This is a genomic window from Holdemanella hominis (assembly GCF_014306155.1).
Classification (GTDB): Bacteria; Bacillota_I; Bacilli_A; order Erysipelotrichales; family Erysipelotrichaceae; genus Holdemanella; species Holdemanella hominis.
Genome location: NZ_JACRWH010000049.1, coordinates 1 through 16,564 on the forward strand (window position 1 = coordinate 1; position 16,564 = coordinate 16,564).

Annotated in this window: 19 protein-coding genes and 1 pseudogene; all 20 read left to right on the forward strand. The window is 32.4% G+C overall.

What is annotated here, in order from left to right; genetic code table 11:
• Positions 1 to 243: 243 nt before the first annotated feature.
• A pseudogene (locus H8911_RS09670) lies at positions 244 to 498 on the forward strand (HAD family hydrolase); the annotation flags it as partial.
• A gap of 23 nt (positions 499 to 521) precedes the next feature.
• Positions 522 to 1,175: an HAD family hydrolase gene (locus tag H8911_RS09675; protein ID WP_186999504.1), complete on the forward strand. Its 654-nt coding sequence runs from the start codon at positions 522 to 524 to the stop codon at positions 1,173 to 1,175.
• A gap of 54 nt (positions 1,176 to 1,229) precedes the next feature.
• Positions 1,230 to 1,883, forward strand: coding sequence for an HAD family hydrolase (locus H8911_RS09680; protein ID WP_186999505.1), 654 nt, complete (start codon positions 1,230 to 1,232; stop codon positions 1,881 to 1,883).
• Position 1,884: 1 nt separating this feature from the next.
• Complete coding sequence (locus H8911_RS09685) at positions 1,885 to 3,234, forward strand: MATE family efflux transporter (protein WP_222621009.1); 1,350 nt, start codon at positions 1,885 to 1,887, stop codon at positions 3,232 to 3,234.
• Positions 3,235 to 3,311: 77 nt separating this feature from the next.
• The gene (locus H8911_RS09690) at positions 3,312 to 4,892 is read left to right on the forward strand and encodes an AAA family ATPase (protein WP_186999506.1); all 1,581 of its coding nucleotides are present in this window, start codon (positions 3,312 to 3,314) and stop codon (positions 4,890 to 4,892) included.
• A 23-nt stretch (positions 4,893 to 4,915) separates the two neighbouring features.
• Positions 4,916 to 5,224 carry a hypothetical protein gene (locus tag H8911_RS09695; RefSeq protein WP_186999507.1) on the forward strand — a complete coding sequence of 103 codons (309 nt, stop codon included), beginning with the start codon at positions 4,916 to 4,918 and terminating at the stop codon, positions 5,222 to 5,224.
• A 324-nt stretch (positions 5,225 to 5,548) separates the two neighbouring features.
• Entirely contained in the window at positions 5,549 to 5,842 is a 294-nt protein-coding gene (locus tag H8911_RS09700; RefSeq protein WP_186999508.1) for a M20/M25/M40 family metallo-hydrolase, read from the forward strand.
• 132 nt (positions 5,843 to 5,974) lie between these two features.
• Positions 5,975 to 6,238, forward strand: a complete 264-nt coding sequence (locus tag H8911_RS09705; protein ID WP_186999509.1) for a hypothetical protein — start codon at positions 5,975 to 5,977, stop codon at positions 6,236 to 6,238.
• Positions 6,235 to 6,492, forward strand: a complete 258-nt coding sequence (locus H8911_RS09710; RefSeq protein ID WP_186999510.1) for a hypothetical protein — start codon at positions 6,235 to 6,237, stop codon at positions 6,490 to 6,492. Before H8911_RS09705 ends, H8911_RS09710 begins: the two co-directional genes overlap by 4 nt.
• A 525-nt stretch (positions 6,493 to 7,017) precedes the next feature.
• Entirely contained in the window at positions 7,018 to 7,284 is a 267-nt protein-coding gene (locus tag H8911_RS09720; protein ID WP_186999511.1) for a tyrosine-protein phosphatase, read from the forward strand.
• Positions 7,285 to 7,286: 2 nt separating this feature from the next.
• Entirely contained in the window at positions 7,287 to 7,586 is a 300-nt protein-coding gene (locus H8911_RS09725) for a tyrosine-protein phosphatase (RefSeq protein WP_186999512.1), read from the forward strand.
• A gap of 148 nt (positions 7,587 to 7,734) precedes the next feature.
• Positions 7,735 to 8,658, forward strand: coding sequence for a GntR family transcriptional regulator YhfZ (yhfZ, locus tag H8911_RS09730; protein ID WP_186999513.1), 924 nt, complete (start codon positions 7,735 to 7,737; stop codon positions 8,656 to 8,658).
• Between the two features lie 311 nt (positions 8,659 to 8,969).
• Positions 8,970 to 9,311, forward strand: coding sequence for a PRD domain-containing protein (locus H8911_RS09735; protein WP_186999514.1), 342 nt, complete (start codon positions 8,970 to 8,972; stop codon positions 9,309 to 9,311).
• 12 nt (positions 9,312 to 9,323) lie between these two features.
• Positions 9,324 to 9,692, forward strand: a complete 369-nt coding sequence (locus H8911_RS09740) for a DUF2620 domain-containing protein (protein WP_186999515.1) — start codon at positions 9,324 to 9,326, stop codon at positions 9,690 to 9,692.
• 27 nt (positions 9,693 to 9,719) lie between these two features.
• Complete coding sequence (locus H8911_RS09745) at positions 9,720 to 11,030, forward strand: YhfT family protein (protein WP_186999516.1); 1,311 nt, start codon at positions 9,720 to 9,722, stop codon at positions 11,028 to 11,030.
• A 66-nt stretch (positions 11,031 to 11,096) separates the two neighbouring features.
• The gene (locus H8911_RS09750; protein WP_186999517.1) at positions 11,097 to 12,077 is read left to right on the forward strand and encodes an amidase family protein; all 981 of its coding nucleotides are present in this window, start codon (positions 11,097 to 11,099) and stop codon (positions 12,075 to 12,077) included.
• Between the two features lie 4 nt (positions 12,078 to 12,081).
• Positions 12,082 to 12,936 carry a phosphotriesterase family protein gene (locus tag H8911_RS09755; RefSeq protein WP_186999518.1) on the forward strand — a complete coding sequence of 285 codons (855 nt, stop codon included), beginning with the start codon at positions 12,082 to 12,084 and terminating at the stop codon, positions 12,934 to 12,936.
• A gap of 2 nt (positions 12,937 to 12,938) precedes the next feature.
• Positions 12,939 to 14,039, forward strand: a complete 1,101-nt coding sequence (locus H8911_RS09760) for an aminotransferase class V-fold PLP-dependent enzyme (RefSeq protein WP_186999519.1) — start codon at positions 12,939 to 12,941, stop codon at positions 14,037 to 14,039.
• On the forward strand, positions 14,030 to 15,190 hold the full coding sequence (locus tag H8911_RS09765; RefSeq protein WP_186999520.1) for an alanine racemase: 1,161 nt from the start codon (positions 14,030 to 14,032) through the stop codon (positions 15,188 to 15,190). The genes H8911_RS09760 and H8911_RS09765 overlap by 10 nt, the downstream gene beginning before the upstream one ends.
• Positions 15,187 to 16,398: a phosphopentomutase gene (locus H8911_RS09770; protein ID WP_186999521.1), complete on the forward strand. Its 1,212-nt coding sequence runs from the start codon at positions 15,187 to 15,189 to the stop codon at positions 16,396 to 16,398. Before H8911_RS09765 ends, H8911_RS09770 begins: the two co-directional genes overlap by 4 nt.
• Positions 16,399 to 16,564 lie beyond the last annotated feature (166 nt).

Genomic DNA, 16,564 nt, shown 5'->3' on the forward strand with positions numbered 1-16,564 from the left:
GTTCTTTTTTATTCATTTGTGTTTGGCGGTTCGGAGTTTCACGAGATGAATAACCAGAACCGCCAAGTTCCTCTTGATGATTATTCACCTCATGAAGCTCTTCAAGAGCTTGCCTTTCTGCAAGCGTTCTAATTATAGCACTGCCTGTAATAATTTGTCACTTACCACCCATTTGCAAAAGAGGAGCTTTATTTAAAATATAAAGAAAAATATCATTGTGTTTACCAAAGGGACTTTTATACAAATGATCCATGGCTTGAAATTTTACCATTAGAAGCATCGAAATCAAATGCCATCAAACAACTACAGAATTATTTAAAGTGTGATGAACTTATTGTATTTGGAAATGGAAAAAATGACTTAGATATGTTTCAAATTGCGGATGAAAGTTATGCCGTTGAAAATGCGTGTGATGAATTGAAAAAGTATGCTACAGGAATTATTGATTCGAATGATAATGATGGTGTAGCAAAATGGATAGAGAATAAAAAAGCATAGTTGTACTAAATATAGGAGACATTATGATAATCAACACAATTATTTTTGATATGGATGGACTGATGTTTGATACAGAAAATTTATATATAGATGTATTTGAAGACATATGTAATAAAAATAATTATTCTTTCCCTAGAAAATATTTATTGGGAATGTTAGGGGCTTCGGATATTAATTTGTCAAAATATGAAAAGGAATATCCATGGATTAAAGAAATGTTTAAATTAACAAATGAAAATTTGGCTTCATACTACGATAAGCGATTTGCTGTTGCAGGTTCAGCTAATAAATATGGATTAAAGGAAATACATGATTATTTAAAGAAAAATGGATATAAGATTTGTATTGCATCTAGTTCGAGGTTGGCTTATATTCAAAAATTAGTTGCAAATTGTGGGTTTGATTTTCAGGCAGATTTAATTTTATCTTCAAAAGGATTTTGTCAATCAAAACCAGCTCCAGACATCTTCTTGGCATGTGCGAAAAAGATGGGAGTAAAACCTGAGAATTGTTTAGTGCTGGAAGATAGTAAAAATGGAATTCGTGCGGCGTATAATGCAAATATGCGAAGAGTTTGGATTCCAGATCAAGTCCTATTTAATGAAGAAGACATGAAATATGTTGATCTTCAGTGTGAGAATTTAAAAGAAGTAATCGATATATTAGAAGCAATGTAACTTTGCTTCTTTTTTTCATGTTATAATACCTTCATGTTTTATGGGAGGAAAAGTATGTTAGAGCTAGTTGTTTTTGATGTTGATGGGTTGATGTTAGATACTGAAAGTGTATGGAAAGTGGCGTTTGACAAGGCAGGAGATAAGTATGGTATTCAAAATATGGGTTCTACTTTATTTCCAAAATTGATTGGGAAAAGTGGTAGAGATGAAAAAGAAGTGTTAGATCGATATTTATCTCAAGACATTCAAGAATTGGTAATTAAAGAATGGGAACGCATTGGATATGGTATGTTGGAAAAGGAAGTGCCAGTTAAACCGGGCTTAAATGAAATACTAGATTTTTTGGATGCATATCATATTAAAAAGGCGGTTGCCACAACGACAAGAAGAGAGCTTACAGAAGAAAGATTAAAACGAGTTGGCGTATATGATCGTTTTGATTATGTATTATGTGGGGATGAAGTCATAAATCGTAAACCAGATCCAGAAATTTATTTAAGTGTTTTAAAGAAAATGGATACAGACGCAAGAAATGCTCTTGTTTTAGAGGATAGTGTAGTTGGTGTTGAAGCAGCTTATAGAGCAGGTATTGACTGTATTCAAGTGCCAGATATCATTGCACCTACAGATGTGCAGAAGAAGCAGACAATCTATACTGCGAAAGATTTGATTGAAGCTAAAGATTATATTAAAGAGAATATATTGTAAAATGCGACAAAATGATTTTGAAAATACACCCATGTTAAAACTAGTCATGTCTTTAGCTATACCGAGTATGATTGCTCAACTTGTGAATATTTTATATTCCATTGTCGATCGTATGTTTGTAGGACAAATTGAAGAAGTGGGAAATGTATGTTTGGCAGCCGTTGGAATATGCGGGCCAATCGTTACCTTATTATCGAGTTTTGGAACACTTGTAGGTATTGGTGGTTCGATTTGGCTATCGATGTGTTTGGGTCAAAAGAATGAGAAAAGGGCCAGTCAAATTTTATATAATAGCTTTGTGATGTTGGTTGTTCTTTCCATTTGTTTAACACTTGGATTCATTCTTTTAAAACATAATTTGATCTATTGGTTTGGAGGCAGTGATGCCCTTTATCCTTATGCCAATACCTATTTAACAATTTATACATTAGGAACTTTCTTTGCCCTAATGTCGATTGGATTGAATTATTTTATTACAGGACAGGGCTATGCCACGATTGCGATGTTAAGTGTATGTATTGGTGCCATCACAAATATTATGTTTGACTTTATTTTGATTCGTACACTTAAAATTGGTGTGGCTGGAGCAGCCATTGGTACAGTTGTAGCACAATTTATATCGTGTATGTTTGTGCTTTGTTTTTTAAGATTCAAATCGAAAATCAAACTTCATAAAGAAGAATTATCTATAGAGAAGATGAAGCATATTGTAAAACTTGGATTCTCTCCATTCCTGATTATCGCATCCGATTCCATTATTTTAATAGTGATGAATATGATGCTTCAAAAGTATGGTGGAGATATGGGGGATATTTATATATCGGCTATTACTGTAGCTCAAAGCTATTTCTTATTGATTACAGGACCATTACTTGGTATTAGTTCGGGTACACAACCGATATTTGCGTATCATTTTGGTTCGCAAAATTTAAAGAAGATCAAAGAAGCATTTAAAATTGTGATTTCATTTGCGTTTTTATTCTGTCTTGTTATGTTTATTATTTCAATGTGCTACTCCAATGTATTTGTGGCTATGTTTACTAATGATGCCATGACTATGCCAATCGCAGATAGGGCTATTAAAATATTCTGTTTAGGTATTTTGATGATGTCCATTCAATATGTTTTAGTGGATGGAATTACAGGATTATCTAATGTAAAATTATCATTATTTTTATCATTAAATCGTAAGCTGATGTATTTGGGTTGCACATGTTTATTGCCTGCTTTTTTAGGGGTTTCAAATATTTTCTATGCACAACCCACAGCGGATATTTATGCAAGTATTGTGACAATCATTTGTTTTATAAAAATCATACCTTCTTATTTAAAAAGTCATGGAGTGAAGTAAGGCGAGATGAACTAACATCTCGTTTTTTTAATTCTACAGTCTTTTTCTGATATAATAGTGGTGTAGGAGGAATCTGTATGGCTATATTTCTAAATCCTGATAATGCGAATTTTAATGAAGCGGTTCATTCAAAAATATATGTGGATAAAACGGGTTTAATTGAATATACAAATAGTGTGCTTTCAACCACAGCTAAATTTATTTGTAACTCAAGACCTAGACGTTTTGGAAAATCCATGACTGCTGATATGCTTTGTGCTTATTATTCAAAGGGATGTGAATCTAGAGAATTATTTCAGCCATATACGATTTCTTCATGTTCTACATTTGAAAAGTATCTTAATCAATATGATGTCATTCATATTGATGTACAATGGTGTAAAGATCAAGTTGAAAATATAAATGATATTGTAAATTATATCAAAGAGAGTTGTATGCATGAATTACAGAATGAATATTCCAATATTGACTATAATGGAATTATTTCTTTGTCTGGTACACTTTCTAAAATCAATGATGAAACAGGCCATCGCTTTGTGGTAATCATTGATGAGTGGGATGTATTGATTCGTGATAATGCGAATAATAAAAAATTACTAGAAGAATATATCGATTTCTTAAAAGGATTATTTAAAGGATCACAACCTTCTCGTTATATCGCATTAGCGTATTTAACAGGTATTTTACCAATCAAAAGAACGATGACACAGTCCGCATTGAATAATTTTGATGAATATACAATGTTGAATCCAGGTCCATTGGCTTCTTTTATCGGATTTACAGAGGGGGAAGTAAAAGGATTAAGTAATAAATACAATATAGATTTTGATAGAATCAAGAAATGGTATGATGGATATTACTTAAATCATCAGCATGTATATAATCCGAAAGCCGTTGTGAGTTTATTTACTTTAGGTGTGTTTCAAAGTTATTGGGCACAGACAAGTAGCTATGAATCAATTCATAGTTTGATTCAAATGAATTTTGATGGCTTAAAAGAAGCTGTTTTAGAAATGTTAAGTGGTAATGAAGTGAAGATGCAGACAACGTCTTTTCAAAATGATATGATTTCATTTAAAAATATGGATGATGTCTTAACGGCATTGGTTCATTTAGGATATTTGGGATACAATCAAACATATAAGACGGTATTTATTCCAAATGAAGAAATCCGACAAGAATTTGTGAATTCTGTTTCAGAAGATAAATGGAATGATTTAATTCAATTTGAAAGGGAATCGGATACCATTTTAGTAGCAACTTGTCAAATGGAGACAGAAGTTGTAGCTCAACAAATGGAAAAGATTCATAATACGTATGCTTCTAATATTGCATATCATAATGAAAATAGTTTGAGTAGTGTTTTAACGATTGCGTATTTATCAACTTTGAAGTATTATTTTAAACCAATACGAGAATTGCCAACAGGAAGAGGATTTGCGGATTTTGTTTATATCCCTAAACCTGAATATAAAGATTATTATCCAGCCTTATTGGTGGAGCTAAAATGGAATCGTAATGTTCAAAGTGCATTAGATCAAATCAAGGAAAAAGTATATCCTCAATCGATTCAAGAATATACCGATAATTTATTATTGGTTGGAAATACTTATGATTCCAAGACAAAAGAACATCGCTGTAAAATAGAGAAGTTTTAATGTATTAAAAATAGGTGATAATTATGTTTTTTAAGAAAGAGAAAGAGAAAAAGATGAATGTTCCAGATTTATGGAATTTTATGACATCCTTAAATAAAAAGGATAAGGCTTTGTTTGAAGAACTATTAGATAATGATAATGAACCTTTGGAATATAAGGGAGATGTCAAACAGGGCGGATTATTAAAGAATAAAAAAATGATTGAAAGAAGAGTTATTGAAAAAGAAGAGGATGGAAGATTACGGGATTATACCCAATATCGTATTCAGCCAGATGTATATGAAGTGTTAAAACCTTCTTATGATCAGTTTTATTCAATTATTGGTGACTAAGCTTGTAGAAATACAGGCTTTTTTTTCTTTGTAGGTGCAAATCATAAGGCAAAAAAAGTCCTTAAAGGTGCAAATGGAAATGAAAATATGCTAGAATATCTTTAGATAAAGCATATTTTATAGTTGGCAATAATAGAATATACAATTGAGTATTGATTTAGGTCAAATCATACTTTTTTCTTTTTGCCTGAATAAAGAAAAAGATATGTATTATGCAAGTCGTCTTGCGAAAATGATTCAGTGTAAGACAGTGTCTAAAAAGATGAATTTGAAGAAACTGAATTCTTAAAATTAAGAAAAGTCATTCAGGAACTTTTTCCTTTAGTGAGTGAAAAGGCAGAGCTATTAAATTTTTCTGACGATGCCTATTTATTAAAATTCAAAGGAAAAGATGAAAATCGCAATGTGATGGTCATGTTGCACCACGATGTTGTGAATGCCACTGGCAATTGGAAAGAAGAACCATTTGAAGGCACAATTAAAGATGGCAAAATTTGGGAAAGAGGTGCAGTGGATACTAAAACGCCTTTATTTGCCGAGTTTAGTGCCATTGAAGAATTGCTAGAAGAAGGCTTTGAATTTAGAGTGAATACCTATTTGTTTTCGAGTCACAATTAAGAAATTGGTGGAGATGGTGCTGTACTAGCGCTTGATTATTTTAATAAGAACCATATTCATTTTGATTGGATCAGCAATGAAGGTGGGGCTGTCATTGAACCACCAATGAAAGGTGTGAATTAAAAGTGTGCCATGATGGCTGTTCATGAAAAGGGTCATTGTGTTGCCAAGCTTATCGCAAAAAAAATAGCCAGCCAGGGACATGCAGGTCTTGCAACAAACTATCAAACACCTGCGATGCGAGTGGCTAAATTTGTTGCAAAAGTGGATGAAAAGAAGCTTTTTATTCGTAAGTTACATCCAGAAGTAAGAGGGATGTTTGAGGGGTTAGCACCTCATATGTCTTTTCCTATGCGTTTGTGTTTTCGAATCTGTGGTTATTTTCAGGTTTGTTGATTCGGATTATCCCAAAGATGAATGCAGCTGCTGGAGAAATGTTAGGTACGGCGTTTAGAAAACTTTCAATAGATGAAGAAGGTAGCTGTTATGGTGAAGCATTTCTTCGTTGTATTAATGACAAGAATCTAGAACAAAATATTCAATCTATGAAACAAATAGGGAGTAAGTATGATGTTGAAATTGAGGTTGAAGAAAATGAATATTATAAGCCTTCTTCTTTAGAAAGTAAGGGTTATAAATATGTGAAATAAATTGTAGAAAATGTATTTGATTATGCAGTAGCCGTACCATTTATTCTTCCGGCTGGTACCGATGCGAGACATTTTACATATATTTGTGATGCAGTCATTCATTTTGCGCCAATTGATATTGATAATCAACAATATAGTTCAGTGCATAATGAAAATGAAAACTTCAGCATTGATAAGTTAAGTTTAGCCGTTGAATTTTATAAAGAATTAATTAAAAACTATAAGTAATAATAAAAAGATTGTGACTATTGAATAGTTTCGGTCTTTTTTTCTTGACGTAAAACAATTTTCATTTTATATATAAATATATAAGTGCTTTTGTATACAAAATGTATTTTTTGTATATAAATATGTATTTGATTATTAATCAGTTACAAAATTAGTGGATAATTTAGAAAAAATTAACTAAATATAAAGTTTTATGGTATATGTAATTTACAAAAAACTGTGATGGAGAAGATATGAAATGGATTTTAGAGATTTAGGTTGGTTTCTTACTTTTGATTAGAAGATCGTAAGTCAGGTGTGTTTTACCGCTCATGTAAATTATCTTTTTGGAAATCAGTTGAATTAGAAAATTTGAGTTCAATGAAAATTAAAACAATACTAGACTTGAGAACTGATTATGAGTCATATGATGAACCTGATTCTTCAATTCAAAACATTCAAATTTACAGAATTAGTGGAATGAGAGAGCTTGACGGAGTAAGTGTTGTTTTTTCTTCTGAAGGAGTTAGAAAAAGGAATTTAAAAATTCAGAATTTACACAACATACGGAAGATTTTTATGTAAATATGATGTTTAATAATCAACCTTTTAAATTTAAGTGGATGATTATAAGCGATGTTGATTCGTATCCATTGCTATTTCATTGTGTTTCAGAAAAAGATCGTACTTGTGCATTGGCAGCTTTAATTTATTGGGTTTTAGGTGTTTCTAAAGAGTGCTTGATTTTAGATTATTTAATATCAAATATTGCATATAAAAATATAATCTGTAAGAAGTTTAAATGTTCTAGTTTATATTTAGAAAGTGATTTTGATAATTATTTTACGATAATGATAGAATGTGGAATTAATATCGATTTGGGATAAAAAATTATTAATAAAGTGTTTGAAAATTATAGAAATGTTTTTGGTTTTTTTAAAATAGAATATGGGATAGAAAAATACTACGCTTTTAGAATTCAGAAAAAAGTATACTGTTTAGTTTTAAATTAATATATGATAGGGTGTGAATGAGATGAGTTATAACAATAAGTTACTTTCAAAAAATGGTCAAGCAATTATGGATATATCAAAAATACTTTTAAGATTCGATGCGGGGGATAGAGTTCCTACGGTTACAGAATTAGAATCTATGCTACATATATCAAGAGGAACTATTCAAAATGCTTTGAGAACTTTACAAGAAGAAAAGGCGGTAAGAATTGAAAGTCGTGGTCATTTAGGATCTTTCATGACATTAAAAAATGATAGTATTTTGCTAGAGTTTGCTGGAGTGTCATCCTTATTAGGTGCTATGCCATTACCTTATTCTAAAAAATATGAAGGCTTAGCAACTGGATTGATATCTACAATGGAGAATAGTTTTGGAGTTCCTGTAATGTTATCTTATATGCGTGGGGCCGTTAATAGAATCGCAATGGTAATAGAAGGAAGATGTGACTTTGCGGTTACATCGAAGTATGCAGCACAGGATTTGATTGCAAAAGATATTCCATTGGAAATTGTGAAAGAATTTGGAACAGAAACATATTGTAGTTCTCATGTTGTTATTTTTCATAAAGATGGTAAAACAGAAATTACAGATGGTATGAAAATAGGGATAGATTCTGATTCTATTGATCAAGCCGATATGGTTAAGAAAGTATGTCAAGGGAAAAAAGTTGTTTATTGTCCAGTAGAATATAGTAGTTTGTTAAAGAGAGTGATTCAAGGTGATTTAGATGCGACAATTTGGAATATGGATGAAATTACAGATCATATGACAAAAATTAATTATAAAAAAATATCTCAAGAAAATGGCTCTGATACGAATGCTGTAATAGTATCAAATAGTAATAGACCAGAGATAGGAATTCTTTTAAAAAAAATGATTAAGAAAGAAGAGGTTATTAAAGTACAAAAATTAGTTGAATCACATATAATTACACCTAGTTATTAAAAAATTGACATGATATCGAAACAGGAATAGAATACAAACATACAGAAGCAAAGGTGCTTACAGTTCATAGTAATGTGAACAAGTAAGCACCTTTTAATTATATACTTTGATTAAATTGAGTGTAAATTTTGTTTCTGTATATAAATCATAGTTAATTTTTTGCATTTTTGATATTAGATAAGTGCTATTCAAAAATAACTTAAAAATCGAATATACAAAAAAATGTATAAAGCTATTGACTTAAGATAAGCAACGTTATATACTAGGGTTAGACAGAAAATACAATATACTGTATATTGGAAAGGAGAAAAATGTTAAAACAAAGAATTGAAATTTTGAAAACATCAGGAGTTATCGATGAAGATGTTGCTTTGTTTGTAAACGATATTATTGATGAGTTTTCATCAAAAAATTTTAATGAAGGCAAAATGGAGACGTTTACAACTCATTTAGCTATGTCTACAGAGAGAATTAAAAAGAATGAACCTGTAGAAGATTTAGATGATGTAATTTGGATGGATGTAAAGAATAACGAGAATTTTGAACAATCTAAAAAAATGTTCGAATATTTAAAATTAAAATCTCCTGTACCAATTCCAAATTCAGAAAAAAAGTTTATATTAATGCATATTTGCAATTTATTACAAGGCTAGGGGGAATGAGTTATGTTGAAAATTGTAGTAGGTGGCCAAATAAATAAGAAAGAAATTTTTGATTATATTCAAAACTATTATGGAACAGAAAATGTAAAGTTAGAAATTAAAAATGATTTAGACGCTGTTATGGCAATGCAATCTGGCCAGTTTGATTATTATATTGGAGCTTGTAATACAGGTGGCGGCGGTGCGTTAGCAATGGCGATTGCGTTATTGGGCGTTACAAAATGTAAAACAATTTCTATGCCAGGAAAGATTTTGCCAGATGAAGAAATTAAGAAAGCTGTAGACGACGGCATTGTGGCATTTGGATTTACTGCATCACATGTGGAACAAGTGCTTCCAGTTCTTTTGGATGCAATTGATCATAAAAATTAATATTAGACTAAAGGAGGAGAGAGAAAAATGAAATATTTAGTCTTAGCTGCGATTGGTGCATTGGCATCAATTTTAGCAAACAAAAGTATTGCTGTATTCAACGACGGTTTCCGTCCAATTGTTCCACAGTATTTGGATGGAGGAATGTCAAGAAAAGATTTGGCTGCAATGTCATTTGCAATTAGTTTTGGTTTAGTCATTGGGTTTGGTATTCCAACAAGTATTGCTGCATCGATTATTTTGATTCATAGTGTTTTACTAACAACTGATATCATTGGTACATGGTGCCCTGATACTAAAACAGGAACTATTCTTGCTGGAGTAATTGGAGCTCTTTATGGTGTTGGTATTCTTGCTGGTTTAGAGTTGATTGTTAACTTATTTGCACTATTACCGTTTAACTTCTTAAGTAATTTAGGATCTGTATCTACCTATGTAGTCGCAGCATTCGCATGTTTTCCAGCAGTTGCTGTTGGATATCAACATGGATTCAAAAATGGCGCTATCTCAGGAATTATTACATTAATTGTTTATGTATTAACAGTAAAATTTGGACAATTATCAATGGGATCGTCAACAATTACATTGAATGCGTTTGGTGTGGCAATGTTAGCTGGTATGATTTGTATGTTGGTATTTGCTAGTAAGGTTAAGGGAGATGGAAACTCAAACTCAACATTGGTTTCTACCTTCTCTACAAAAGTTTCAAGAATTCGTTCTAACTGGTGGTTATTCGCAATCATGGGTGCTTTGATTGCTGCTGCAACATCAATGGGAATTGTTGCTGGTGACCCTGCTTCTTTAGCATTAGTAGCCGATTCACAATGGAGTAATGCTACAGTTGTTGCATTAGCTAGAGCTATTGGCTTTGTTCCATTAGTATTCACTACTGGTATTGTAACTGGTGTTTATGCTCCAGCGGGATGTACATTTGTATTTGTTATTGGTTTGGCATTCCATGGTAATCCATTACTTGCAGCTGTACTTGGAGCTGTAGTTATGGTTTGTGAACTTGCATTGATTAATGTCTTCGCAAAAGGTATGGATAAATTCCCAGGTATGAAAGACATGGGTGAACATATTCGTACTTCTATGAATAAAGTATTGGAAGTTGCATTACTAGTCGGTGGTGTTGTAGCAGCAGAAGCAATGGCAGCTCAATTTAACGGAATTACAGGAAGTGGAGCATTGTTTGTTGTTGCATGTATTCTTTTGAACAGAATTTCAAAGAAGCCTGTTGTTGAAATGGCAGTTGGTCCAGTTGCATGTATCGTTTATGGTGTGTTGCTAAATGTATTACTTGTATGTAACTTAATTACTCTTGCAGCTGCAGCTTAAATTAAATCGAGTTTATAAAGAGGCAGTCGACATTTGACTGTCTCTTCCTTTAGCGGAGGAAAAGAAATGAATAATACGGATAAGCATTTAATAGCTTGTAATGATCCATTTCATTCAGTTGTATCAAGCTTTGATGTGGTAAATGGTATGGATACGTATTTGCTAGGTGTTAAAAATGATAATCATATACCGTCATCTTTTGTAAGACGTCTTGAAAAAACAGGAAAATATGCATTACATACGATTGATCATATGTCTGCTTCAGGCAGAGCTATCGATTTACAACTTGTAAATCCATTAACTGGTAGATGGATGACAGGCTCATCTAGTGGAACGGCAGTGAATGTTTTTTTGGGGATTAATGATGTAGGCATTGGAACTGATGGAGGAGGCTCTGTACTGGCTCCTGCAATGTCTTTAAATTTGTTTTCTTTCATGAGTCCAATTTTAGAAAATGAACATATGATTCAGTTCAATAAAACATCTACTGATGGTATAGTTTTCCATCCTTCTTTAGGTTTTATCACATCAAAAAAAAGCGTATTAGAAGAAATCATTAGAGATTGTTTCGAACTGCCGGAATATACAAAAAATTTAAAGATTGCAGTTTCTACAGAGGATACACATGCTTATCCATTTGTTACTGAGGCAATAAAATATCCAGATATTTATGGAAATAGACAGATTGGAATTGAGTTTTTAACAAAGGCTTTAGAACAATATGATGTTGTAATTTCCTTTGAAGGACCAGTGGATCTGGTCCAATATGGCGATACAGTATATGGACATTTTGATAAGAAAACTCAAAATATGCAAAGACAATCAGGAAAAGGATTATTGCGAGTTGTAAATATGGTATCTGCCACGGCCATAACAATTCCATCAGACAAATTAGGTTTTGGATTTGTGATCATCACAAAAAGTAAATTAGAAAATATTGCAGGATTAATAGTAATAATGAACGAAATACCATGGGAAGAAGATATACTTGTCAAGGATTATTTTCGTAATATACAAACATGGACTAGGAAAGGATTCGGATTTTAGCTTTATGAAACTTGAAAATATAACACTATCTCACGAACACCCAAGAATTGATTTATCTGCTGGGAAAAATGATTCTGACTGTTTGTTGAGTATGTATGATGACGCATTAGATGAATTAAAAGATATTCATGCTAAGGGCGTTACAAGAATTGTGGATTGCAGTAATCATGGAATTGGAGCTGATTGGTCAAAGAATGAATTGATTGAAAAAGAAACGGGTATTAAAATTGTGCGATCAACTGGTTTCTATAAAGATCCGTTCTTACCTGAATATGTACCAACTTCAACTGTTGAAGACTTGTGTAATATTATGCGTAAAGACATTTCAAATGGGGCCCAAGTCATTGGAGAAATTGGTACATCTAAAGGTGTGTGGACGGAAAATGAGCATAAAGTGTTTGAAGCAGCAGCTATCGTACAAAAAGAAACTAATGCTGTTGTAATTACGCACACAAGTTTGGGTACATTGATTAAAGAACAAATCGATTTTTTCGTTTCTAAAAATATCAATATGCGTAAAGTAATTATTTCACATGTAGCTCTTTCAAACGATTTGGACGCAATACGATACGCCTTAGATAAAGGAGCAAATGTCGCATTTGACACAATTGGTAAAGTTAAGTATTTGCCTGAAGAAACACGAATATCTTTTATTAAAACATTGGTTAACGAGGGCTATACAAAGCAATTGTTAATGTCCATGGACATCACACGAAAGAGCCATTTAAAGAAGAATGGTGGTGTTGGATATGCATATGTGCTCGATGTATTTATTCCTTTATTGTTGAAAAATGGAGTAAAAGAAGAGGATATTAATCAAATAATAACACAGAATTTTAACGATATATTGGAGGCATGAAAATGAAAACTTATCCATTACATAGTATTACTATTGAACAGGCAGAACAAAAACAATTTCATTTAATAGATTGTATAATGAAACATTTTGATGGCAACCAATCCATTAATTTGGGTGATTTGGGATGTGTAAGAGAGCTCAATAAACCCAAAACGACAGCTAAAGCAGAGAAAGTTATTGCTGATTTTTTTGGTGCTGAAGCATGTGAATTAGTAACTGGAGCTGGAACGGGTGCTATTCGATGGGCCATGGTGGCTTCTATGAAACCAGGGTCAAATGTCTTAGTACATACGGCTCCAATCTATCCAACAAGTGAAGTAACAATGCAAGGATTAAATCTAAATATTATTCGAGCAGACTTTAATGACAAAGAAGATATTATTAAAGTCATGAATGATAATCAGATTGATGGTGCATTAGTACAGCATACAAGACAAGTGCCTACAGATTCTTATAGCTTAGATGAAGTTATTCAGACTATCAAATCTGTAAAAGATGTTCCAATTATTATTGATGATAATTATGCAGTTATGAAAGTCGAAAAAATTGGTGTGGAATGTGGCGCAGACATTTCAGCATTTTCTGCTTTTAAGCTTCAAGGACCAGAAGGCGTAGGTATTATTGTAGGTAAAAAAGATATTATTGATGCAGTCGATAAAATGAACTATTCAGGTGGTTCAAAAGTACAGGGCTGGCAAGCAATGGAAGTATTGCGAGGATTAACTTATGCTCCTGTATCACTTGCTGTTCAAGCTGAACAGAATGAAAAATTAGTTAAAGAATTAAATAGCGATGCAATTCCCGAAATTAAGGAAGCTTTTTTAGCGAATTCACAGTCTAAAGTTTTATTGGTTGAATTTAATGAAGATATTGCTGAAGACGTATTGAAAAACGCTGAAAAGCTTGGGGCACTTCCAAATCCGGTCGGAGCAGAATCTAAATATGAATTGGTTCCTATGTTCTATAAGGTGAGTGGAACATTTTTAAAAATGGATCCAACTTTGATTAAACGAATGATTCGAATAAATCCAAATCGTGGAGGAGCTGAAACGATACTTCGAATTTTAAAAGAGAGCATAAGGATGGCGAAATCATGTTCTTAAATAAAACATTAGAATTGAATTCAAGATTGATTGAGACGGCTGTTCAACTTCACCAGACAGGAAAAGTATTACCGGATACATATTTGGTGGATATTGATCAATTATTGTATAACGCAAAATCTATTCTTAATGAAGCAAATAAACAACATATTGAATTGTACTATATGTTAAAACAAGTGGGAAGAAACCCATATATTGCAAAGGAATTAGAAAATATCGGATATGCTGGCGCAGTAGTCGTAGATTGGAAGGAAGCTGATGTGGCTATTAAAAATGGTTTGCACATTAGTCATGCGGGTCATTTAGTACAAATGCCATCAGGTTTTGTAAAAAAAATAATATCTTATGGTTGTGATTATATGACGATTTACTCGATTGAAAAATTGAAAGAAATTGATAGAGTTGCCAAAGAGGTTAATAAAGTTCAAAAAATCATGGTTCGTGTTATAGGAGATGGCGATCTTATTTATAGTGGACAAACAGCTGGATTTTATCTAGATGAATTGAAGAATTTGGTTTGTGAAGCAAGGCGATTAACGAATGTAGAACTTTGTGGTGTAGACTCTTTCCCATGCTTCTTATATGATGAAAAGACACAGGATATTGAACCACAAAATAATTTAAATACAGTTTTAAAGGCCAAAAAGATTTTAGAAGAACTTGGATGTCATATTGAAAATGTAAATGCTCCATCAACAACATCAGTTCGTACTTTACAAAAGATGAATGGGTATGGCATTACAAGTGCAGAACCAGGTCATGGATTAAGTGGAACTACACCTTTACATGCCGTAAAGGATTGTGTAGAAAAACCATGTGTATTGTATTTAAGTGAAGTATCTCATAACTTGAATAATAAATCTTATGCGTACGGAGGTGGCTATTATAGACGTGGACACTTAAAAAATGCATTTGTTGGAAAAGAAATAAATCATTTAAATAAAGTGATAGTAAATCCACCTGCATTAGATAGTATTGACTATCATTTTGAATTGTCAGAACCTGCAGAGATAGGAGCGTCTGTAATTATGGCATATAGATTTCAAGTATTTGTGACACGAAGCGATGTTTGCTTAATTAAAGGTATTCATGAAAATAAACCAAAAATTATTGGCTTATATAATAGTCTAGGAGATGAAATAACAAGATGAAAAAAAGATTTATTATCATTGTTTTAGATGGTTTTGGAATTGGAGCTATGCCAGATGCAGCTGTAGTTAGACCGGGTGATGAGAAGGCGAATACATTGCGTAGTATATTAGAAGATTATCCGGATCTAAAACTTCCAACACTAGAAAAATTAGGCTTGATGAATGCATATGGACATGAAAGTAAGCTAATGAAGTTTTCGGAAAATGCTAATTTTGGGAAAAGTGAGCTAATGCATTTTGGTGCCGATACTTTTATGGGACATCAAGAAATTATGGGTACACTTCCTAAAAAACCAACGGTAGATCCATTTCAAACCCATGTAGATGCGGTTGCTAAAATTTTAACAGACCATGGTCACAAAGTGGATATTGTAAATCGTAATGATTTAAGATATGTGGTATGTGATGATTATGTTACGGTAGCTGATAATTTAGAGGCAGATTTAGGTATGTGCTACAATGTTACAGCACCATTAGACTATATTTCATTTGAAAAAGAATGTGAAATTGCAGAATTAGTCCGCAAAGTTGTGACAGTAGGAAGAGTTATTGTCTTTGGTGGCTCAGGAAATACCATGCAAGACTTATATAATGCTGAAGAAATAAGAAATGATAAATTTATTGGTATTGCAAGTGCAAAATCTAAAAGTTATGAAAAAGACTATCACTGTAGACATTTAGGGTATGGAGTAGATAAAAATGTTCAAGCACCAACAATCTTAACCAATGCAGGTATTCCTGTAACTTTAATTGGAAAGGTAGCTGATATTGTTGCGAATGATGGTGGCACAAGTATTTCCTGTGTTCCAACAGCAGAATGCATGCAATTGACTATTGATGCAATCAAAAAAATGGATAAGGGATTCATCTGTACGAACGTACAAGAAACAGATTTAGCAGGCCATTCTCAAAGTACATCTCGTTATAAAGAAGTATTAGAACAAGCTGATGCAGGATTAGCAAAAATTTTGCCTTTACTAAATGAAGAGGATATCTTGATTGTTCAAGCCGATCATGGAAATGATCCGAAAATTGGATCTAGTCGTCATACTCGTGAGTGTGTTCCTTTGTTGATTTATCGTAAAGGATTGAAAAGAGCAAATATTGGAATTAGAAAGACCATGTCTGATAATGGAGCAACATGTTGTGATTATTTTGATGTTGCAGCTCCAGAAAATGGTACATCTTACTTGAATAAATTAAAATAATCTGTAAATTTTTATAAAAATAAGACCGATATTCAAAAGTTTTAAATGGATATTTAAATTCTTGTAGGGTCGAACATAGTCCTTAAATTTTTATAGGGTCGTTTTATAAGTAGTAAAAAAATTCTATAAAATATCGTAGGGTCGTGTTCGTCCCATTTTTTTATAT

Coding starts and splice junctions, on each gene's coding strand:
- H8911_RS09675 (WP_186999504.1), top strand. CDS start 522: ATGATAATCAACACAATTATTTTTGATATGGATGGACTGATGTTTGAT.
- H8911_RS09680 (WP_186999505.1), top strand. CDS start 1,230: ATGTTAGAGCTAGTTGTTTTTGATGTTGATGGGTTGATGTTAGATACT.
- H8911_RS09685 (WP_222621009.1), top strand. CDS start 1,885: ATGCGACAAAATGATTTTGAAAATACACCCATGTTAAAACTAGTCATG.
- H8911_RS09690 (WP_186999506.1), top strand. CDS start 3,312: ATGGCTATATTTCTAAATCCTGATAATGCGAATTTTAATGAAGCGGTT.
- H8911_RS09695 (WP_186999507.1), top strand. CDS start 4,916: ATGTTTTTTAAGAAAGAGAAAGAGAAAAAGATGAATGTTCCAGATTTA.
- H8911_RS09705 (WP_186999509.1), top strand. CDS start 5,975: ATGATGGCTGTTCATGAAAAGGGTCATTGTGTTGCCAAGCTTATCGCA.
- H8911_RS09725 (WP_186999512.1), top strand. CDS start 7,287: ATGATGTTTAATAATCAACCTTTTAAATTTAAGTGGATGATTATAAGC.
- yhfZ (WP_186999513.1), top strand. CDS start 7,735: ATGAGTTATAACAATAAGTTACTTTCAAAAAATGGTCAAGCAATTATG.
- H8911_RS09735 (WP_186999514.1), top strand. CDS start 8,970: ATGTTAAAACAAAGAATTGAAATTTTGAAAACATCAGGAGTTATCGAT.
- H8911_RS09740 (WP_186999515.1), top strand. CDS start 9,324: ATGTTGAAAATTGTAGTAGGTGGCCAAATAAATAAGAAAGAAATTTTT.
- H8911_RS09745 (WP_186999516.1), top strand. CDS start 9,720: ATGAAATATTTAGTCTTAGCTGCGATTGGTGCATTGGCATCAATTTTA.
- H8911_RS09750 (WP_186999517.1), top strand. CDS start 11,097: ATGAATAATACGGATAAGCATTTAATAGCTTGTAATGATCCATTTCAT.
- H8911_RS09755 (WP_186999518.1), top strand. CDS start 12,082: ATGAAACTTGAAAATATAACACTATCTCACGAACACCCAAGAATTGAT.
- H8911_RS09760 (WP_186999519.1), top strand. CDS start 12,939: ATGAAAACTTATCCATTACATAGTATTACTATTGAACAGGCAGAACAA.
- H8911_RS09765 (WP_186999520.1), top strand. CDS start 14,030: ATGTTCTTAAATAAAACATTAGAATTGAATTCAAGATTGATTGAGACG.
- H8911_RS09770 (WP_186999521.1), top strand. CDS start 15,187: ATGAAAAAAAGATTTATTATCATTGTTTTAGATGGTTTTGGAATTGGA.